Below are 16,476 nucleotides of genomic sequence, written 5' to 3'. Positions count from 1 at the left end.
GGCTCTTCAAGGTTCGTGGTGAAGGAGAGCGTCGCGTCGCTGGCGTAGAACGGCCCGTGGTCCTGCTGTGATGGGTGTTGTCAAGACATCCACACCTCAGAGGACCACGAGCCTGTGCACGAGAATACTGGTTCGCAGCGTGATGCTGCGAGCACGATCTTCAACTTGCCCGATTACCGCGTCACAGACGCGATCGACCTGCCCGACGGAGGCCGTCGAGTGGTGATCGAATCCATCGAGCCGCCGGGCTGTCCGTCCTGCGGGGTGCTCGCGACCAAGGTCCACTCCCGCCGGTCCCAGAAGGTGCGCGACGTCCCCGTGGCCGGGGCGGTGGAGGTGGTGTGGGCCAAGCGGCGCTGGTTCTGCCTCGAGCCGGCCTGCGCCCGGCGCACGTTCTGGGAAGCCACCGATCAGGTCCCTTACCGTGCGCGTTCGACGACCCGGCTGCGGGATCAGGTCGTCTCCGCGGTGCTCACCTCGGGCCGGGCTGCCTCCGAGGTCGCCCGGGCCCATGGCGTCTCGTGGTGGCTGGTCCAGTCCGCGCTGGCGGCGGCCGCAGTGGTCCTCCCCGCCGCCGAGGACGTGCCAGTGACGCGCCTGGGCATCGATGAGCACCGCTACCGGTCGGTGCGCTGGTTCCGCACCGATGAAGGTGCCTGGAGACGGTTCGAGCCATGGATGACGACCCTGGTCGACCTGACCACCGGACAGGTCCTCGGCGTCGTCGACGGCCGGGACTCCACCGCCGTCGGGGACTGGCTTGCCCAGCGCTCTGAGGACTGGCGGGAGCGGATCGAGATCGTCGCCATCGATCCCTCGGCCGCGTTCCGCAAAGCACTGCGGACCTACCTGCCCCGCGCTGCGGTCTCGGTCGACAAGTTCCACCTCGTCAAGCTCGGGAACGACATGGTCACCGCCGTGCGGCAACGCCTAGCCCGCACCCATCACGGTCGCCGGGGTCGGAAGGATGACCCGGCCTGGGCGCACCGGATGCTCCTGCTGCGCGGCGCTGACACCCTCACCCCGAGGGCGTGGGAGCGGTTGGAGAGGGTGTTCCGCACCGATGACCCCACCGACGAGCTCTCCGCCGCCTGGGGCATCAAGGAGCAGCTCCGTCGCCTATTGGCGACCGACACCCTGGCTCAGGCCTGGGAGGAACGGATGCGGATGGGCTACTTCGTGCAGATCGCGAATATGCCCGAGGCGACCAAGCTCTACGACACCGTCGTGACCTGGTGGGACGCGATCGAGGTCCTCATCGTCACCGGCGCGACCACCGCTCGAGTCGAGGCCGCGAACACCGGCATCAAGAACATCAAACGCATCGGCCGTGGCTTCCGCAACGCCGAGAACTACCGGATGCGTATCCTGCTGACCAGCGCCGCGAAAACCGTAGCGTGAATACCCGCCACAGCAGGGTCATTCACCACGAACCGCGAAGAGCCGGTTCACCGCCCCCGACGGGCGGCGCATCCGAGCACCCCGTACCTTCGCCACGCGGCGCGAGGGGGCCGACTACCTCGCCCGAGTCCGAGGCGAGCTGCTCGCCGGCAACGTGGCCGCCGTGGTCCCGACGATGACCACGCTCGAGACCTACGCCCGCACGTACCTGCGCGATGCCGCCGGCACGCTGCGCCCCCGCACCCTGGACCTGTACCGCCGCCTCAGTGCCCGGTACCTGCTGCCCGCCGTCGGTACCGGTGCGGACCGCGTGGAGCTGGGCCCGCTGCCGCTGTCGGCTGTGTCCCCGCCGCTGGTGCGCCGCTGGCACACTGCGGTGCTCGAGCAGGCTCACGCCGGCGCGCTCGAGGCCTCCGAGCGCCGCCGCCCCTCGCCGAGCCGCTCCGCTCGAGCCTGGGCACGGGCCGCCGGCGTGGACGTGGCGAGCACGGGACGGGTCCCCCACACCGTCCTGGCGGCCTGGCGCGCCGCCGGGGCCCCCGAGGTACCCGCGCCCGCTGTGGACGCCTCAGCGGGCCGGACAGTGGCCGCCCAGGCCTACCGGCTGCTGCGGACCATGCTCGCCCAGGCCGAGGATGACGGGCTGATCCGATCCAACCCGTGCAAGGTGAAGGGCGCGGCGACCGTGGAGCACGCCGAGCGGCTGCCGCTGACCCCCGAGCAGGTGAGCGGCCTCGCCGAGGCCGTGCCCGCGAGGTTCCGTGCCGCCGTGCTGGTCGCCGCCTGGTCCGGACTGCGGCCGGGCGAGCTGTTCGCGCTGCGCCGCGCTGACGTGTCCGACGGCGGGGCCCTGGTCACGGTGCGCCGTGCCCTGGTGGAGGTGCCGGGCGAGCCCGTCGCCTACGGGCCGCCCAAGAGCACCGCCGGTCGCCGGTCGGTCACGCTGCCGGGATCGGTCGCCGCCGCCCTCGCCGAGCACCTCGAGGTCCACACCGGCCCCGACGCCGAGGCACTGGTGTTCGCCACCGCCGCCGGGGGGCCGGTGCGCTCCGGGGAGCGCTCCCGCGTGCTGCGCCCGGCCCGGGAGCGGATCGGCCGTCCTGACGTGACGTGGCACCACCTGCGCCACACCGGCGCGACCCTCGCCGCTATCGCCGGGGCGACCCAGGCCGAGCTACAGGCGAGGATCGGGCACAGCTCGAGCCGCGCCGCCGCGATCTACCAGCACGCCCGCTCCGAGCGTGACCGATGGATCGCCGACCAGCTCGACGCCCTCGCCGCCCCAGCCCCGGCCGGGCCCGAGCCGACGCCGCCGACGACTCCGAGACTCGAGCTGCTCCGCACCGCCTAGCACCTCGCCGCGACACTCAACAGCGCCCCTCGCCGCCCCGCGCCGCGAGGGGCGCTCACGTGCTCCCCCGGGGCCGCCCTGACCGCGCCCGAGCCCTGAGCGTGCCCGGCCTCGAGGCACCGGTGCACGCCGCCACCCTGGGCGGAACGACGCCCGGCCCGCCCCGCGTGCCGCTCGTGAGCTGCCCCGGCGGGCGACCTCGAGCTGCCCCGCGCCGTGCCCCGGCACTCGAGCGTGCCCGGCCGTCGCCGTGCCGGGAGCGGCGCGAGCGCGTGCACCGCCGCCGCGCTGCGGCCCTCGCCGGGCCCTCCAGGGGCCCCGTTCCGTGGGACTTCGTGGGACTAGCGATGCTGACTAGGCGTGATCTATGCGTGCCGCTGGGCTATCATGAGTCCCACGACCGCACCCCAATTCCCGCACTGACCTGCGGATACGCACTCCCGGGGGCCGGTTTCCCAAGCTGACAGCGCGGGTTCGATTCCCGTCACCCGCTCCAGACCCGGCCCGGCCGATCCCCACGGATCGCCGGGCCGTTCCCGTGCGCGGCCGAGCGTCTGGGCCGCGCCCGCCTCCTTTCTGGGCCGCGAGGCCAGTCTCCCGGCGCCCCGCTGCTGAACTCCGTGCCAGGCGTGACCTCAACCCCTGTGGAGGCCTGAGGTCACGTCAGGCGCGGAGTTTCAGTCGGTCGGGCGGGGCATGCGGAGCGAACTAGGCGGGGCAGGGCAGGGCAGGCGACGGGGCCGGGCAGGCGGCGGGGCGGGGGCAGGCCCGGCGCAGGCTGGCCCTGCGGGGGCGGGGGACGTGGCGCGCGCCTCAGGTCTGTCAGATCCATGCTGACACCTGCTCCCCTCGGTGCAAGAATGCGGCATGCCCAAGATCATCGGAGGGTCCCTCGAGGAGCATCGCGAGCGCACGCGCGAGAAGATCTTCGCCGCGCTGGCGGAGCTGCTCGAGACCCAGGACTTCGAGTCGGTCACCTTCTCGAAGATCGCCGGAGCCGCCGGCGTCGGCCGCACGGCCATGTACAACCACTTTCCCGACCGGGAGACGCTGCTGGTGGAGTACGCGGTGCACGAGACCGCCGACTACATCGAGCAGCTTCGCGCGGGCGTGAGCGACACCGCCTCCCCGCGCGATGCGGTCCTCGCCTACGTGCGCACCCAGCTCGACCTGTCGGTGTCCTTCCACATGCCGCACACCACCGGGAAGACGCAGCTGAGTCCCGAGACCGCGCAGCGCATGCGCGAGCACGTGGTGATGATCGAGGACGTGCTGCGCCGGATCGTGCGCGACGGCATCACGAGCGGGGATTTCGCCGACGACCTCGACGTCGACGCGACCGTGCGCATCATCAACTCGCTGCTCGTCGGCTCGAGCGCCCGCCGCATCCCGCCGGACGCCCTGCAGGAGTTCGTGCTCCGCTCCCTCGGCGCGGCCGCCTGAGCCCACGCTCCCCCGCCCCCGAAACGTTCCGAGGCCCCCTGCAGCGCATATCGCGCGCAGGGGGCCTCGGCTCGTGAAGGCGGAGCTCAGTCCTCGTCGGTGGTGCCTGAGTCCTCTTCGGAGTCCTCCTCGGCCTCCGCCTTCTTCCGCTCGGCCGCCTCCTGCGCGCGGCGCTGCCGGCGCTTGAGCTTCTTCGGCGCGGTCCGGACGGGGACGGCGACCTGCTCGATCTCGGCGTCCTCGTCCTCCCAGTCCATCGCCTCGAGCGGGGCCTCGGTCTCCTCGGCGGGGCGGGCGAACAGCGGGCGGGCCACCTGCTCCTGCCCGTCCTCGAGGTCCACCTCGGCGGCGGTCGCGGAGACGACCCAGCACACCAGCATGATCAGCAGCGCGATCACGGCGATGCCGAGCCGCAGGTAGGGATCGGTGCCGTCGGTCGAGAGCGCCACCACACCGCTCACCAGCAGCGCGGAGACGGCGGAGGTGACCAGCAGCGCGGGCGCGGCGACGGAGCCCAGCACCGCGCGCAGGATCCCCGTCAGCACCGTGCCGGTGAGCGCCCCGGAGTGCCCCCAGGAGGCGCGTCCGCCATAGCGGCCGCGCGCGATCACGGACTCGGCGCCCTCGAGGGTGCCGGCGGCTCCGAGGGACCACAGGCCGAGTGCCGCCGCCGTCAGCACCCCGCCTACCACGACGCCCGGCAGGGCGGCGGGACCGAGCCCGAAGGCGGCCACGACCGGCAGCAGCACGAGCACGACCACGGGCGTGAGCGTCGCGCGGCGCAGGGTCTCGGCGAGATCGGGCAGATCCGCCCGGTCGCGGTCCTCGAGGATCGCGGCGCGGGTGATGACCACCGCGTCGGCGCCGAGGCGTCGGGCCGCGTCCAGCAGCGACGCCGTCACCAGCAGCACCCCGATGACGCCGACCCCGACACCGCCCAGGAGCGTCAGCGAGAGCGGGGTGAGGGCGTGCAGCGCGCGGTCCTCCCACACGGTGGCACCGCGGGCGGCGACCTGCAGCGCGGTCACCACGGGGCCGACGGCGGTCACCCCGATCATCGCGGCGGCGACGAGGAGGGCGCCGTGGGGGCCGACGGGGGCCGCGCCGGCGGCCTCGCGCAGGGTGCGCGGAGACTCCGGACGATCCCCGAGCGCCGGGGCGAACAGGGAGGCGGAGAAGCAGGCGAGGACCGCGAGGGCGGCGAGCCCGGACTGGGCCAGGAGCGCGAGGGCGAGGCCCGGCACGCCGCCGCTGAGCACGCTGATCACGCCGGCGACGATCACCGCGGCGGCCAGGACGCCCGCGGCGGCGAGCGCCGTCGAGCCGAGACCCGCGGCGAGGCCGAGCGCGCCGCCGGTGCGGCTGGTGCGCGCGGCCCGCAGCACGGTCCCGCCGCTGCGCTGGGCGTTCCCGCCCAGCAGCAGCACCGCGGCGAGCGCGACGATCGCGCCGAGACCCAGCGCCGCAGCGGTGACCGCGCTCGGGGAGATCGTGTACAGGGTGAGGACGTCGAGGAAGGCGCCGGCGTCCCGGCCGTCGTCGGTCGCGGAGACCCACTGGCTCATGTCCTCGACCGCGGGCAGGATCTGCTCCTCGAGGGAGTCGCGGGCCACCGGCTCGGAGCCGGCGATCGCGGGATCGGTGAACATGTCCATGCCGACGTGGGCGAAGCGCAGGTCCTGATAGGCCGAGGGCAGCCACAGCGCGGCGGCGACCACGAGGCCCACCAGCACCAGCCCGGCCGGGATCAGACCGCGCAGCCGGATCGCGTCGGCCTCCTGGCCGATCTCGTCGGCGCGCAGCGGCAGCAGGGCCACGGCGCCTGTCGCCAGCAGCGCGGTGCCCAGGGCGAGCAGCACCACGAGGATCCCCTCTGCGGCGAGCACCGGCACGCCGAGCATCACCCCGAGGGCGGCGCCGGCCGTGGTCAGGGCGACGAGGTCGGCGCTCAGCCCGGCGCCGCGACGGAGCATCCCCGCGGTGCGCAGCAGGGGGCCGCCGAGGTTCTCGGCGTCGTCCGCGGTCTGGTCGTTCTCGTCCACGCCCACCAGCAGCGCGGAGGCGGCGGCCGCGGCCTCCGTCGGGGCGAGGGTCACGCGGATCGCGAGCGCGGAGAGCGCCGCGCCCGCCGCGAGGGACATCAGCGCCGAGGAGCCGCCCTCCTGCAGGAACCACAGGATCAGCGTCACCGGGAGCACCGCGAGCGCGAGCGCCCCGGCGACGGACAGCGCGCCGAGGCGCGTGATCAGCCCCGTGCGCCGCTCCTCGGGCAGCACCAGCGCCGCGAGCTGCAGCGCGAGGCCCCGCCACGCGGCCAGCGGGCCGAGCAGCAGGCCCGCGAGCAGCATCGCGGAGCGCAGCAGCCGGTCGTCGGTGGTCCCGGGGATCAGCCACAGCAGGCCGAGGGCGGGCACGCCCACCCAGAGCAGCAGCCAGCCGGCCGCCGAGAGCTGCTGGCCGAGCCGTCGGCCCAGCTCCCCGTCGATCTCGTCGGCCTCCTCCGCGCCGCGGAGCCGGGCGGGGACCACGGCCCCCAGCACGAGCGCGGCGATCGAGAGGGCCGCGAGGACGAGGAGGGCGACGGCGAGGTCGTCCCCCAGGGGGAATTGCGTGATCAGATCCACGGAGCAGACTTCCGACGGTGGGGCGCGGGCAGGGCGGTCGCGGGACCGGGTCTCAGGCCAGCAGGGACAGGTCCAGGGTGGTAGGGGCGCCCTCCACGATGCGGATCGGCACCCCCCAGTCCTGCTGGTGCATGTGGCAGGCCGGGAACTCGACGGCGGGATCGGCGTCGCACGAGGCGGCGCGCGCGCTGACGTGCAGCACTCCCTCGGTGTAGGCGGGATCGAGCTCGAGGGTGCGCTCGAGCGCGGTGTCGACTCCCCCGCCCGCGGTGAGCATCGAGGCGGGCGTGGTCGAGATGGTGACCTGCGTGGAGGGGCCGAGCGAGTCGTCGAGCTTGTGCCCCTCGGGCGGGGTGAACAGCACCCGCACCGTGAGCGGGCCGGGGCCCACCTCGGTCGCGGGACGCTCGGAGCGCTGGGCGCCCTCGTCGATGATCCGCTCGGCGGCCGGGGCGACGGGCACCCAGGTGACGCGGTGCGCCCCGGACTCGACGACGATCAACTGGCCGATCCCGTCCACGGGCGGACCGACGATCGCGGCCGACGGTTCGTCGAGGTCGGTCGCGACGGTGACGACGGTGGCGGGGCCCGAGCCGTCGCCCTCGTCGATCAGCCGGATCGCGCCGTTGTAGGTGTCTGCGACGGCGATGCGGCCGTCCGGCAGCGCGGTCACCGCGAGGGGATGCTGCAGGCGGGCGACGTCGGCGGGGCCGTCGACGTGGCCGAAGTCGAACAGGCCCTGGCCGACCAGGGTGCTCACGCGCATGGTCTGCGGGTCCAGGACGCGCACCGCGGAGGTCTCCGAGTCGGCGATGACGATGCGACCGTCGGGCAGCTCGTCGAGGCCCGAGGGCTGCGCCCACCAGGAGGTCACGGCGGGGCCGTCGACGAGCCCCTCCTGGGTGGTGCCCGCGAGCACGAGCAGCGCACCGGTGACGGGGTCGTAGCTCCACAGCTGATGGATCCCGGCCATCGCGATGACGACGCGGTTCAGCACGTGGGACCAGGTGAGGTCCCAGGGGGTGGAGAGGGAGTAGGAGCGGGCGTCGCCCTCGCCGCGGGGCAGGGCCTCGCCCTGCATCCACTGCGCGCCGGTGCCGGCGACGGTGGTGACCTCGGTCGCGGTGCGGGAGCGCAGCAGGCGGTCCTGCCCCACCTTCACCCCGCGCAGGAGGTGGTTCGCGGTGTCGGCGACGAGCAGGTCGTAGCCGACCTCGGCGGCGACCTCGAGCGGCAGGGCGAGGACGCCGTTGGGCTCCGCGAAGGAGGCCTCGGCCGCGTCCCCGTCGGCCGCGCCGCGGGTCCCGGTGCCGATGATCTCGTCGACGGTGGCCCCGTCGGCCTGGAAGACGACGAGCCGGTGCTGCCCCGCGTCGGAGACCACGAGGCGGCCGTCGGAGAGGGTGACCAGCTTCGAGGGGAAGCGGAGGGTCTGCGGGACGCGCTCGGTGAGCACGGTCGGGGCGGGACCGCGGCGCAGCGTGCCGTCGGCCTCGGCCTCGGCGACCAGCCGGCCGACGAGGGCGTCGAGGTTCGCGGCGTGCCCCTCGCCGGAGAGGTTCCCGGCGATGCGGCCCTGCGTGTCCAGCACCATCAGGGTCGGCCAGGCGCGGGCGCCGTACTCGGACCAGGTGATCAGCTCGGGATCGTCGAGGACGGGGTGGGTCACCTCGTAGCGCTCGATGTTCGCGGCGAGCGCGTCGGGGTCCTTCTCGAACTCGAACTTCGGGGAGTGCACGCCGACGACGACGAGCTCGTCCGCCCACTTCTCCTCGAGGGGACGCAGCTCGTCGAGCACGTGCAGGCAGTTCACACAGCAGAACGTCCAGAAGTCCAGCAGCACGATCTTGCCGCGCAGCGACTCCAGGGAGAGCTCCGCGCCGCCGGTGTTCAGCCAGCCGCGGCCGGTGAGGGCGGAGCCGTGGGCGCGGGCCGCGAGGGGCGCGGAGGGGTCGATCGGAGTGGTCATGGGGTCCAGTGAACACCGCACCGGCTCGCGGTGGCCAACTGAGGTGACATGGGTGGACATCCGTGCCCGGGCGGGTCGCCCGGGCGGCGGCATGTCACCAGGTGTCGATCCAGGCGGCCAGATCCGGGTCGGTGAGGGCGGTGAGGGTCAGCTCGGCGATGGGGGCCGGGGCGCCGGGCGTGGGCACCCCGATGAGCCGCAGGCCCGCGGCGCGGGCGGCCTGCGCCCCGGTGCCGGAGTCCTCGAGGGCGAGGGCCTCGGCGGGGTCGACGCCCAGGGCGGCGGCCGCGGCGGCGTACATGTCGGGGGCGGGCTTGGCGCGCGCGACGGTGTCCGAGGCCTCGAGCACCGTGAAGTGCTCGCGCAGCCCGCCCGCGGTGAGCTTGTGCTCGAGCGCCTCGAGCCAGGAGTTGGAGGCGCAGCCGAGCGGCACCTTCGCGCTCGCGCGGGCGAGGGTCTCGGCGGCGCCGGGCATGAGCCGGATCCCGCCGGAGAGCTCGCGGTCGAACTCGCGGTGGAGCGCCTCGAGCACCTGCGCCTCCTCGCGGCCGGCGCGGGCGGCGAGGATCTCGGCGGCGACCTCGATGGTCGAGCCGTGGAGCAGGGCGTCGTCCTCGGGGGTGAGAACCGCGCCGATCTCGGTGACCACGGCGTCCTGGGCGCGCTGCCACACCGACTCGGTGTCCAGCAGCAGGCCGTCGCAGTCGAAGACGACGGCGCGCGGGGTCCAGTCGCCGAAGACGGCGGCTAAGCGGGCGGGGACGGTCATCGGCGCACCTCCCAGGTGGAGATCCATGCGGCGAGCGCGGGATCGGCGAGCGAGTCGAGTCGGCGGGGCGCGAGCGGCTCCTGGCCGGGGATCGAGGGCACCGCGATCAGCTGCAGGCCCGCCGCGACGGCGGCCTGCGCCCCGGTCTCGGAGTCCTCGAGCCCGAGGCAGTCGGCGGGATCGGCGCCGAGGGCGCGGGCCGCGGCGAGGTACATGTCCGGGGCCGGCTTGGGCGCGGCGACGTCCTCGATCGCGATGCTCGCGTCGACGAGGTCCGTGAGACCGAGGCCGGCGAGCTTCCGGTCCAGCATCTCGCGGGGCGAGTTGGAGGCGATGGCCACGGGCACCCGGTCCGCCGCCGCGCGCACGGTGTCCAGCGCCCCGGGCAAGGGGGTGAGCTCGTCCTCGAGGTGCCGGCGGTGCTCGGCGAGCAGGTCCCGCACCACCTCTTCGGGGGCGCGGCCGACGGCCTCGGCGATCGTCAGGACGACCACCTCGGCGGCGCGGCCGGTGAGGGCGCGGCGCACCGTCGGGTCGAGCGCCGTGCCGTGCCGGGCGAGGTACGCGTCCTGCACCTGGACCCACTGACCCTCGGTGTCCACGAGCAGACCGTCGCAGTCGAAGACGACCGCGGCGGGCGACCAGCTCGGCGGCCAGGTGTCCAGCGGCGACGGGGGCAGGGGCGCGGGCTCGGTGCTCATGATGCCCCCAGCGTATCCACGCTCCCCGCCCGCGACGAACCCGGCGGCGGTCTCCGCTCAGGCGGCCGCGGCGAGACCCCGCTCGAGATCCGCGAGGATGTCGTCGATGTGCTCGAGGCCGACGGAGAGGCGCACGAAGCCGGGCGCGACGCCCGCGGCGCGCTGCTCCTCCTCGCTCAGCTGCGAGTGGGTGGTGGAGGCGGGGTGGATCACGAGGCTGCGCACGTCGCCGATGTTGGCGACGTGGGAGTGCAGGGTGAGGGCGTCGACGAAGCGACGACCGGCCTCGACACCGCCGGGCAGCTCGAAGCCGAGGACGCTGCCCGCGCCGCGCGGGAGGTAGCGCTCCGCGGTCCCGTGGTGCGGGGACGACGGCAGGGAGGCCCAGGTGACGGTCCCGACCCGGTCGTCGGCCTCGAGGAACTCGGCGACGGCGCGGGCGTTCTCCAGGTGGCGGTCCATGCGCAGCGGCAGGGTCTCGAGACCCTGCCCGATGAGGAAGGCGTTGAAGGGCGAGACGGCGGGGCCCAGGTCGCGCAGCAGGTTTGTGCGGACGCGGGTCGCGAAGGCGGCGGGCAGGCCCGCGAAGACCAGGCCGTTGTACGACTCGTCCGGCTCGTTGAACTGCGGGAACCGCGCCGGGTCGGCGGAGAAGTCGAAGCTGTCGCCGTCGACGATGACGCCCGCGATGGAGGTGCCGTGGCCGCCGAGGAACTTCGTCGCGGAGTGGACCACCACGTCGGCCCCGTGCTCGAGGGGGCGCAGCAGATAGGGCGTGGCGACGGTGTTGTCGACGATCAGCGGGACGCCGACCTCGTGGGCGACGTCCGCGACGGCCCGCAGGTCGGGGATGTCCTGCTGCGGGTTCGGGATGGACTCGACGAAGAAGGCGCGGGTGGTCTCGTCCGCGGCGGCGCGCCAGGACTCCGGATCGGTGGGGTCCGCGACCCACTGCGGGGAGATGCCGAGACGGCGGAGGGTGTGCTTGAAAAGGTTGAAGGAGCCGCCGTAGAGGCTCGGGGAGACGACCACCGAGTCGCCCGCCCCCGCGAGATTGAGGATCGCGAGCGAGATCGCGCTCTGCCCGGAGGCGAGCAGCAGACCCGCGGCGCCGCCCTCGAGGGCCGCGATCCGGTTCTCGACCACGGCCTGCGTGGGGTTGGTGATGCGGGTGTAGATCGGGGCGGCCTCGGCGAGCGCGAAGCGGTCCGCGGCCGACTGCGCGCTCGGGAACACGAAGCTGGTGGTCTGGTGGATCGGCAGAGCCCGCGAGCCGGTGTCGCCGTCGGGTGTCTGGCCGGCGTGGATGGCGAGGGTCTCGAACTTCTGGGGCTGCGCGGGGGTGTCGCTCATGGCGTGCTCCTGGGGTCGTGGTCGATGGCCACAGCCTCACCCGGGGCCGCTCCCCGGTCGAGGACTGTGAACATCTGTGTCCCTCCCCTCAGGCGCCGAGCTCGAGCACCTCGCCCTGCCAGCGGCGGCGCAGCCAGCGGTCGTGGGAGGCGATCAGCACCGTCCCGTCCCAGTCCTCGAGCGCGCTCTCCAGCCGGGTCGCCGTGACCAGGGCGAGATGGTTCGTCGGCTCGTCGAGGACGAGCAGCTCGGGCGGGTCCAGGAGCACCGCGGCGAGCAGGACGCGGCGCAGCTGGCCGCGGGAGAGGGCGGTGAGCGGTCGGGGGAGGTCGCGGGGATGGACCAGCCCGAACAGCTCGGGCACGGCGTCCGGATCCTCCAGCCGCGCGGCCCGCCGCAGGTGCTCGCCGACGCTCCGGCCGGCGACCGGCTCGTCGTCCTGGGCGAGGTGGCCGATCCGGAGACCCCGGGGGCGCGAGAGCGTGCCGGAGGTCGGGGCGAGATCTCCCACCACGAGGTCGAGCAGGGTCGACTTCCCGCTGCCGTTGGGTCCGGTGACCAGGAGCCGCTCCCCCGCCCCGAGGCGCAGGTCGGTCGGGCCGAGGCGGCCGGCGACCTCTACCGCGTGCGCCGCCACGAGCTCGCCGCCGCGGGCCCGGCCGACGGCCGCGGGCAGGTGGGTGAGATGCAGCTCCGCGGGCGGCTTGCGCACCTGCTCCTCCTCGAGCCGGGCCAGGCGCTGCTCGGCGTCGCGCACATGGCGGGACACCCGCACGGCGTTGCGGTCGGCGAAGTACTTGCGGGCCATCCGCACCTCGGCGCGCACCTGCGATTCCCGGCCGAGGGTGTGGGCGTCGCGCGCGACCTCCCGCAGCCGGCGCAGCTCCTCCTGCTCGTCGCGGTAGCGGTGCTCCCACCGGTCACGGGCGTCGAAGCGGGCGAGCAGGTAGTCGCTGAACCCGCCGGTGTAGGCGGTGAGGCCGCCGTCGGGCCGGGTGAGCGGGCTCTCGGCGGGGTCGAGGTCGAGCTGCGCGGCGGTCGCCTCGTCGAGGAAGGCCCGGTCGTGGCTCGCGAGCAGCACCGGCCCGGGATGCGCGGCGATCGCGGCGGTGAGGAAGGCGGCGGCCTCGTCGTCGAGATGGTTCGTGGGCTCGTCGAGCAGCCAGGTGGTGGGGCGGGCGATGAGCAGGTGGGCGAGGGCGAGTCGCTCGCGCTGGCCGCCGCTGAGGGCGCCGAGGGTGCGCTCGGCGGGCAGCGCCTCGAGGCCGAGGCCGGCGAGCACGGCGTCGGCCCGGTGGTCGGCGTCCCAGACGTCGGCGAGGGTCGCCTCGAGGAGCAGCCGGTCGTACTCGCGCGCCGCGGCGGAGGCGTCCGCTCCGCTCTCGGCCGTGGCGGTCGCAGCGAGCGCCTCCCCCGCGGCGATCAGCTCCCGCTCGAGACGACGGGAGCGGGCGAGCGCGTCCTCGACCAGCTCGTGGAGGGTCGTGGAGGCGGGGACGGGGAGGTCCTGGCGGAGCAGTCCGACGGGCCCGGGGACGCGCAGCTCGCCGCGATCCGGGACCAGCTCTCCCGCGAGCAGACGCAGCAACGTCGACTTCCCGCTGCCGTTCTCGCCGAGCAGACCGGTGGGCGTGCCGGCGGGCACCACGAGGCTCACGTCCGTGAGCACGGGACGGTCGGGGAAGGCGAAGGACAGCCCGTCGCCGCGCAGGTGCAGCGACCGGTCGGGCGCGGACGCGTCACGAGGCACCGCAGCGGCGCGGGCCGCGGGGGCGTTCGGGGAGGACGAGGGGTGGGCACGCATGGATCAGCTCCGGGAGGGGTCGGCGTCGACGGTCGGGGGCTGATCAGATCCACATGCCGCCAGGGTAGGGGGTGCGCGGCGGCAGGGTCGATCGATTTACGGCGCGGTGAGCGCGGCGACGGCGGTGCGGATCCCGCCGGGGTCCCCGGTCCGACGGGGATCGCGGGGGAAGCGGGCGAGGGCGTCCCGGGCGGCGGGGACGTCCGCCCCGGCCAGGAGCGCGACGAGCGCCGTCCGCAGCTCCCCGTCGGCCGCCCGCAGCATCTCCTCGGCCGCCGCGGGCTCGGCTCCGGTGGCCTGCACGAGCAGGCGCACGGTGCGGCCGACGAGCTTCGCGTTCGTGGCCCGGACCTGCACCATGAGGTTCCCGTAGGTCGCGCCGAGGCGCACCATCATCGCGGTCGACAGGGCGTTCAGGGCAAGCTTCTGCGCGGTGCCGGCCTTCATCCGGGTCGAGCCGGTGATCACCTCGGGGCCGACGTCGAGCAGCACCGCCACGTCGGCTGCTGCCGCGAGGGGCGCCCCGGGGTTCGCGGAGATCAGCGCGGTCGGCATCCCCGCGGCGCGGGCCGCGCGCAGGGCCCCGCCCACGAAGGGGGTGCGGCCGCTCGCGGCGAGCCCGATCACCACGTCCCCCGGGCGGCACTCGGTGCGCACCAGGTCGGCCCCCGCCTCCGCATCGTCCTCGGCGCCCTCGACCGCCTCGAGGACGGCCCCCGGCCCGCCCGCGAGGTGGGCGGTGACCATGGACGGGTCCGCATCGAAGGTGGGCCCGAGCTCGACCGCGTCGAGCACCCCCAGGCGCCCCGAGGTGCCGGCACCCACGTAGTGCACGGTCGATCCGGCGGAGATCGCCGCGACGCCGATCTCGACCAGTTCGGCGAGGGGGCGCGACTGCGCCTGGACCGCCGCGGCGACGCGCGCGTCCTCGCCGAGGATCACCCCGAGGATGCCCTCGGCGTCGCGGGCGTCGAGGTCCTCGCTCGCCGCGAGGCGCTCCTCGGTCGGCGAGTCGAGGCGAACCACGTCCTCGTCCTCGGCCTCCGCCGCGGGGGCGCGAGCGTCCGGGGCGGCGGGCTGCTCGGGCATCGGTCCTCCAGGGGTGGGGCGGCCCCGTCAGGCTACCGGTGGGCCTCCCGGGCGGGGCCCGGGGACGGAGCACCTGCGGGCGCCGCGCCTACGATGGGTCCCTGAATCCGAGGGAGGGATGGACGATGGACGAGACGACCCAGGGGGCGCGGATCGCGGTGATCGCGGGCGACGTCGGGGCCACCCACGCACGGCTCGCGCTGGCCCCGCTCGGCGGCGGCGTGGTCGCCGAGGCGACCGGTCCCGGGGGGAACCAGCGCTCCTCGGGCCCCGCGGCCCTGGATCACCTCCAGGAGACGGTGCGCGCGGTCCTCGACGAGGGCCGGCGGCAGCTCGGGGAGGACCTGCGGATCGCCGGGGTCGCCCTGGGCATCTCCGGCGCCGGCCCGGCGCTCGCGGCGGAGGTGCGCCGTGCCGTGGGCGAGCGGCTGGCCGACCTCGGCATCCCCGCGGAGCGTCTGCTGGTCACCGACGACCTCCACACCGCCTTCCTCTCCGGCGGCGTCGGCGACGACGGCCTGCTCGTGCTCGCCGGGACCGGGGCCGTCGCCGTCCGCTTCCGGGACCGCGCGGCGATCGCCCGGCGCGACGGCATGGGCTGGCTGCTGGGCGACATCGGCTCCGCGGTGTGGCTCGGCCGCCGCACCCTGCAGGCCGTCGCCGCGGACCTCGACGGCCGCGGTCGCCGCACCCTGCTCACCGAGCGGGTCGGCGACCTGCTGGACCTCGATCTGCGCGACGGCCTGCTGCCGCCCTCCCCCACGGGCGATCCGCGGCAGGACCTGATCCGTGCCCTCGACGAGCTGCTCCCGGCGGGGGCGCCCGCCGCGCTGGGCCGCTTCGCCGCCGTCCCCGGCTCGGTGCCCGAGGACCCCGCGGCCCGCGAGATCCTCGACACCGCCGCCCGGCACGTGCGGGACACCGTCCGGGCCCTGGACCCCGAGGGCGAGCTGCCGGTGGTGCTCGCCGGCTCGGTGCTCGCCACCCCAGGTCCGATCCGCGAGGAGGTCCTCACCGGCCTGCGCGCCGAGGGCCGCTCGGTCGCGACCGTGGCCGATGCGGTGCCCGGGGCGCTGCGGCTCGCCCGCGAGCTCGCGGCCGGGGCCGCAGCCGGCGCCGCGTCCGGGGCCGACGGATGACCGGGCCCGACTCCCCGGCCGCGCAGCCCCGTCCCGCACGTCGGCGGCGCGCCCGCCGTCGGACCCGCCGCCGGCTGCTCTCCGAGAACCTGCGGATGCTGCTGTCCTTCCTCGGCGCGGTGCTCGCGGGCGGCCTCGCCGCCCTCCCGCTCCTTGACCTGTTGGATCCGGACCTGCCGCCCGACGAGCGGCTCGCCCCGCTGCTCGTGGTCATCATCGTCACCACCTCGGTCTACTCCCTGCTCTTCGCCGTCCTCACCTATGCCGCACTCCGCGGCAGGCCGCGCCGCGAGCTGCTCGCGACGGCCCGGCTCACCCGGGTGCGCCGGGGTGTTCCCGAGTACCGCTGGCTGGTGGGCCGCGCGGGCGCCTGGTCGGAGGTGCTGCAGCTGCTGCTGGTCGCCGCCCTCGCCGCCGTCCTCCTCGCGACCCAGCCCGAGCGCCTCTCCCTGACCGCGCTGCTGCTGCTCACCATCGGGGCTCTGGCCAGCGCCTGGATCGCCGCGGTGGTGACCTTCGCGATCGAGTACGCGGCGGAGGACGCCCACGGCGAGGCCTTCTCCCTCGCGGGCACGCCGGTCCCCGAGCGGGTGCTCGCCGACTACGTGTACGGGGCGGTGCTGGTGCAGACCTCGGCCGGTCCCTCGGACCTCGGGCCGCGCACCGCCGCCGCGCGCTCGCTGGTGCGCGGGCACGTCATCCTCGCGCACGTCACCAGCACCATCATCATCACCCTGGGCGTCTCGGCGGTCCTCACGGTCGTCACCTGAGGCGGCGGAGGGGCGACTAGGATGGCGCCGTCCGCCCGCCGCGACCCCCGCGCCACCCGTCCC

General features: G+C 75.1%; 12 protein-coding genes. 5 read left to right on the top strand and 7 right to left on the bottom strand.

Annotation, left to right across the window (positions count from 1 at the left end; genetic code table 11):
- Positions 1-114 precede the first annotated feature (114 nt).
- The 3 genes from V1260_RS09090 (at position 115) to V1260_RS09080 (ending at position 4,195) form a co-directional block, all read left to right on the top strand.
- Positions 115-1,401, top strand: a complete 1,287-nt coding sequence (locus V1260_RS09090; RefSeq protein WP_329746494.1) for an ISL3 family transposase — start codon at positions 115-117, stop codon at positions 1,399-1,401.
- Between the two features lie 175 nt (positions 1,402-1,576).
- A complete protein-coding gene (locus tag V1260_RS09085) occupies positions 1,577-2,752 on the top strand; it encodes a tyrosine-type recombinase/integrase (protein ID WP_329746493.1) in 1,176 nt (391 codons plus the stop codon).
- An 867-nt stretch (positions 2,753-3,619) separates the two neighbouring features.
- Positions 3,620-4,195 (top strand): TetR/AcrR family transcriptional regulator, encoded by a 576-nt coding sequence (locus tag V1260_RS09080; RefSeq protein WP_329746492.1) that lies wholly within the window; start codon positions 3,620-3,622, stop codon positions 4,193-4,195.
- An 86-nt stretch (positions 4,196-4,281) separates the two neighbouring features.
- Here the strand turns inward: V1260_RS09080 and V1260_RS09075 are convergent, their stop codons facing one another.
- The 7 genes from V1260_RS09075 to V1260_RS09045 form a co-directional block, all read right to left on the bottom strand.
- Complete coding sequence (locus V1260_RS09075; RefSeq protein WP_329746491.1) at positions 4,282-6,819, bottom strand: pyrophosphatase; 2,538 nt, start codon at positions 6,817-6,819, stop codon at positions 4,282-4,284.
- Between the two features lie 52 nt (positions 6,820-6,871).
- Positions 6,872-8,788 carry a thioredoxin-like domain-containing protein gene (locus V1260_RS09070; protein ID WP_329746490.1) on the bottom strand — a complete coding sequence of 639 codons (1,917 nt, stop codon included), beginning with the start codon at positions 8,786-8,788 and terminating at the stop codon, positions 6,872-6,874.
- Positions 8,789-8,882: 94 nt separating this feature from the next.
- Entirely contained in the window at positions 8,883-9,557 is a 675-nt protein-coding gene (locus tag V1260_RS09065) for an HAD family hydrolase (protein WP_329746489.1), read from the bottom strand.
- Positions 9,554-10,258 (bottom strand): HAD family hydrolase, encoded by a 705-nt coding sequence (locus V1260_RS09060; protein ID WP_329746488.1) that lies wholly within the window; start codon positions 10,256-10,258, stop codon positions 9,554-9,556. The genes V1260_RS09065 and V1260_RS09060 overlap by 4 nt, the downstream gene beginning before the upstream one ends.
- Positions 10,259-10,315: 57 nt before the next feature.
- The gene (locus V1260_RS09055) at positions 10,316-11,611 is read right to left on the bottom strand and encodes an O-acetylhomoserine aminocarboxypropyltransferase/cysteine synthase family protein (protein WP_329746487.1); all 1,296 of its coding nucleotides are present in this window, start codon (positions 11,609-11,611) and stop codon (positions 10,316-10,318) included.
- Positions 11,612-11,699: 88 nt separating this feature from the next.
- Positions 11,700-13,415 carry an ABC-F family ATP-binding cassette domain-containing protein gene (locus V1260_RS09050; protein WP_329746486.1) on the bottom strand — a complete coding sequence of 572 codons (1,716 nt, stop codon included), beginning with the start codon at positions 13,413-13,415 and terminating at the stop codon, positions 11,700-11,702.
- Positions 13,416-13,511: 96 nt separating this feature from the next.
- Complete coding sequence (locus tag V1260_RS09045) at positions 13,512-14,504, bottom strand: N-acetylmuramic acid 6-phosphate etherase (protein WP_329746485.1); 993 nt, start codon at positions 14,502-14,504, stop codon at positions 13,512-13,514.
- 125 nt (positions 14,505-14,629) lie between these two features.
- Here V1260_RS09045 and V1260_RS09040 point away from each other — a divergent pair, with 125 nt between their 5' ends.
- The gene (locus tag V1260_RS09040) at positions 14,630-15,643 is read left to right on the top strand and encodes an N-acetylglucosamine kinase (RefSeq protein WP_329746484.1); all 1,014 of its coding nucleotides are present in this window, start codon (positions 14,630-14,632) and stop codon (positions 15,641-15,643) included.
- Entirely contained in the window at positions 15,640-16,413 is a 774-nt protein-coding gene (locus V1260_RS09035) for a DUF1345 domain-containing protein (RefSeq protein WP_329746483.1), read from the top strand. The genes V1260_RS09040 and V1260_RS09035 overlap by 4 nt, the downstream gene beginning before the upstream one ends.
- The last annotated feature ends 63 nt before the right edge of the window (positions 16,414-16,476 follow it).

Origin of the sequence: Brachybacterium sp. J144 (genome assembly GCF_036321705.1) — a bacterium.
GTDB lineage: Bacteria > Actinomycetota > Actinomycetes > Actinomycetales > Dermabacteraceae > Brachybacterium.
Note: the sequence above shows the minus strand (reverse complement) of the source record. Positions and strands in the feature narration are given on the sequence as shown.

Excerpts from the sequence above, each read along its gene's own strand:
- V1260_RS09085 (WP_329746493.1), top strand. The coding sequence starts at position 1,577 with ATGACCACGCTCGAGACCTACGCCCGCACGTACCTGCGCGATGCCGCC.
- V1260_RS09080 (WP_329746492.1), top strand. The coding sequence starts at position 3,620 with ATGCCCAAGATCATCGGAGGGTCCCTCGAGGAGCATCGCGAGCGCACG.
- V1260_RS09070 (WP_329746490.1), bottom strand. The coding sequence starts at position 8,788 with ATGACCACTCCGATCGACCCCTCCGCGCCCCTCGCGGCCCGCGCCCAC.
- V1260_RS09065 (WP_329746489.1), bottom strand. The coding sequence starts at position 9,557 with ATGACCGTCCCCGCCCGCTTAGCCGCCGTCTTCGGCGACTGGACCCCG.
- V1260_RS09060 (WP_329746488.1), bottom strand. The coding sequence starts at position 10,258 with ATGAGCACCGAGCCCGCGCCCCTGCCCCCGTCGCCGCTGGACACCTGG.
- V1260_RS09055 (WP_329746487.1), bottom strand. The coding sequence starts at position 11,611 with ATGAGCGACACCCCCGCGCAGCCCCAGAAGTTCGAGACCCTCGCCATC.
- V1260_RS09050 (WP_329746486.1), bottom strand. The coding sequence starts at position 13,415 with ATGCGTGCCCACCCCTCGTCCTCCCCGAACGCCCCCGCGGCCCGCGCC.
- V1260_RS09045 (WP_329746485.1), bottom strand. The coding sequence starts at position 14,504 with ATGCCCGAGCAGCCCGCCGCCCCGGACGCTCGCGCCCCCGCGGCGGAG.
- V1260_RS09040 (WP_329746484.1), top strand. The coding sequence starts at position 14,630 with ATGGACGAGACGACCCAGGGGGCGCGGATCGCGGTGATCGCGGGCGAC.
- V1260_RS09035 (WP_329746483.1), top strand. The coding sequence starts at position 15,640 with ATGACCGGGCCCGACTCCCCGGCCGCGCAGCCCCGTCCCGCACGTCGG.